Origin of the sequence: Streptomyces sp. SPB074 (assembly GCF_000154905.1) — a bacterium.
In the GTDB taxonomy this organism is placed as follows: Bacteria; Actinomycetota; Actinomycetes; order Streptomycetales; family Streptomycetaceae; genus Streptomyces.
On the sequence record NZ_GG770539.1, the window covers coordinates 3749894 to 3752916 of the forward strand.

Sequence of the window (3023 nt, forward strand, 5' to 3'; positions counted from 1 at the left end):
AAAAAAAAAAAAAAAAAAATACGAATTAAAAATCATAATTCAAACAAGAAAATGCCAATCTTTCACGAGTAGTAGCAATGGCGGCGATTATGGTGCGGAGCCGGTTCGCTCGTACGGGTCCGCCGCGACGGCGGCTGCTCGCTCCGTTCCCGTCTGCCTCATTGGTCCCGTCTGCCTCGTTGGTCCCGTCGGTCGTGCCGGTCCCGTCGTCTGCCTCGCCGGTCCGGTCGTGCGCGTTGTCCGCGCCGCCCCGGGGCCCTCCCGGTCCGTCCCGTTGCGGACCGTACGGCGTGTCGCGGCCGGGACGGTCCCTCTCAAGACGGTGTCGTCCTCCTTGAGATGGACGGCGCAAGTGCATACGTGCGAGGGACGCCAGGGAGCGCGCGGCGCCCTAGCGTGGTGGGCATGAACAAGACTTCGGCCTCTGGGCGCGACGACCTCGCTCCCGGGCTCGCGACGGAGCGGCGGATCGTGGATCTGGCGGCGCGGGTCATGCGCGAGGACCTGATCGCGGATGCCTTCGCCTTCCGGCCACTGCCCGTGCGCGCGGTGCCGGAGCACTGGTCGCGCTGGGCGTGGACGCGCTGGCTGCCGCAGGCGGTCGTGGCGTTCGCGGCGGTGGTGTGCTTCGCCCTCTCCGTGACGGGCCCGTACGGGGTCGTGCTGGGCCCCGTCAACGGCTGCCTCGTCCTGCTCGCCATGTTCCGCCCGGTCGGCGCCTGGTGGCTCTCCCTCCCCCTGTGCCTGCTGCCCGCCGTCGCGGACTTCGCGGTGGTGGGTTTCGCCACCGCCCTCGTCGTCCTAGTGGTGTCCTCCTGGCAGTCGAGGCCGCGCGCGGCGCTGAGCATGTGGCTGATCAGCGCGGCCCTCGGCTTCGTGCTGGGCGGCGCCCTGCACACGGGGAACGAGGGCGACATCAGCACGTACCTCTTCGTGAGCGGCCTCGTCCTCCTCGCCTCGTCCTCGCTGCGGGGCTGGCGGCAGGCGCGGCAGCAGGTCGCGGTGAAAGAGGCGGAGGTCGCCGAGAAGAAGGCGGAGGTCGCCCGCAAGGAGGAGGTGACGCTCGTCGAGCGCTCGCGCCGCACGCTCCTGGAGGAGCGCACGACGATCGCCCGTGAACTGCACGACGTGGTCGCACACCACATGTCGGTCGTCGCGATCCAGGCCGAGGCGGCCCCCTACCGGGTGGTGGACCCACCGCCCGAGCTGGTCGCCGCCTTCGCCACGATCCGCGAGAACGCGGTGGTCGCGCTCACCGAACTGCGGCGCGTGCTCGGGGTCGTGCGGGCGGAGGACGCCGAACTGCCGAACGCCCCGCAGCCCACCCTGGCCGATCTCGACGCGCTGCTCGACAACGTGCGCGGCACGCTGGAGGTGACGAAGGTGGTGACGGGCCGGGTGCGGGAGCTGCCGCAGGGGGTCGAGCTGTCCGCGTACCGCATCGTGCAGGAGGCACTGAGCAACACCCTGCGGCACGCGCCGGGCGCGGACGCGGTGGTGGAGCTGTCGTACGTGCTCGGCGGCTTCGGACTGCGCGTCTTCAACGCCGCCCCGCCCGTCCCCTGGGACGAGGAGGGGCCGGGCCCCCGGGACGAGGACGCCCCGTGGCCGGAGGACGGCCCCTGGGACGGTGAGGCCCGCACGGAGGGACCGCCGCCCACCCCACCCATCTCCCCGGTCGCTGGCGGCAGCGGACACGGGCTGACGGGGATGCGGGAACGCGTCGCGATGCTGGAGGGCGAACTGACGGCCGGGCCCACGGAGTCGGGGGGCTTCGAGGTCGCGGTCTGGATTCCGGTCCCGGTGGCCGCACCGGAGCGGGAGGCGGAGGCGGAACGCGAGCCGGAGGCGGGAGCGGGGCGAGAGGCGGAGCCGGTGGCGGGGCGGAGTCCGGAGCGGGTGCCGCGGGCGCGGCCCGGCGGGGGGCGTAGCGCGCCACCTCAGTCGGCCGGCTGGCCCGCACCCCCAGCGGGTCCGGAGCCCCGCAGCCCCGAGGCTTCCACGATCTCGTTCCGCAAGGAATCGGGCCCGGGGGAGGGCGGCGCATGAGTATCACGGTGCTGATCGCCGATGACCAGGTGATGGTCCGGGAGGGCTTCTCGGTGCTGCTCGGGGCCATGCCGGGGATCGAGGTCGTCGGCGAGGCGGTCGATGGGCGCGAGGCGGTCGAGCTCACCGCGCGCCTCGCCCCCGACGTCGTTCTCATGGACATCCGGATGCCGCGGCTCGACGGCATCGGGGCGACTCGCGAGATCGTCGCGAGCCCGGCCGGGACGAAGGTGCTCGTCCTGACCACGTTCGACCTGGACGAGTACGTGTACCAGGCCCTGCGGGCCGGAGCCTCGGGCTTCCTCCTCAAGGACGCCTCGGCACGTCAGCTCGCCGAGGCGGTGGAGGTCGTCGCGCGGGGCGAGGCGCTGCTCGCGCCGAGCGTGACCCGGCGGCTGATCACGGAGTTCGCGCGCGTCCCCGAGACGGTCCTGCGCGGCCCCGCGCCGCCCCGTACGGGCGGCGCCTACGGGGAACTGACGGAACGCGAGACGGAGGTCCTCGTCCATGTCGCATGCGGTCTCTCCAACCAGGAGATCGCCGCGAAGCTCTACGTGGCGGAGTCCACGGTGAAGACACACGTAAGCCGAATCCTGGTGAAGCTGGGCCTGCGGGACCGGACCCAGGCGGCGGTCTTCGCCTACGAGAACAGGCTGGTCGAGCCGGGGTAGCCGAGGCGGGGGAGGGGGGCCGGGGTGCGGATGCGGCGGGCGGCGGGGGACGGGGTGCCGGTGCGCGGTGGAGGTGGTGTGCGGTGGCGGCTGGGCGCCGTGCGGTGGTGGCTGCGCGGGTGCGAACCGGTGTGGGCGGTGCCGGGGCCCTCACGTGTGCGGTGCCGGGGCGGGGCGGGGCGGGGCGGGGCGGAAGCGGTGTGCGCTGGCGGCTAGAGGCCGCACGGTGGTGCCCGGGGGATGTGCGGGTGGGGGCCGGGGGTGGGCGATACCAGAGCTCTCAGCGTGGGTGCCGGGGTGGGG

2 protein-coding genes are annotated in these 3023 nt (G+C 72.9%); both read left to right on the forward strand.

Features of this window, described 5'->3' with window-relative positions:
* Positions 1-405: 405 nt before the first annotated feature.
* Positions 406-2049 (forward strand): sensor histidine kinase, encoded by a 1644-nt coding sequence (locus SSBG_RS15535; RefSeq protein ID WP_037869859.1) that lies wholly within the window; start codon positions 406-408, stop codon positions 2047-2049.
* Positions 2046-2720 carry a response regulator gene (locus tag SSBG_RS15540; protein WP_008747052.1) on the forward strand — a complete coding sequence of 225 codons (675 nt, stop codon included), beginning with the start codon at positions 2046-2048 and terminating at the stop codon, positions 2718-2720. The genes SSBG_RS15535 and SSBG_RS15540 overlap by 4 nt, the downstream gene beginning before the upstream one ends.
* Positions 2721-3023 lie beyond the last annotated feature (303 nt).

What these genes read in the sequence shown, in the direction of transcription:
- SSBG_RS15535 (WP_037869859.1), top strand. Translation starts at nt 406, where the DNA reads ATGAACAAGACTTCGGCCTCTGGGCGCGACGACCTCGCTCCCGGGCTC.
- SSBG_RS15540 (WP_008747052.1), top strand. Translation starts at nt 2,046, where the DNA reads ATGAGTATCACGGTGCTGATCGCCGATGACCAGGTGATGGTCCGGGAG.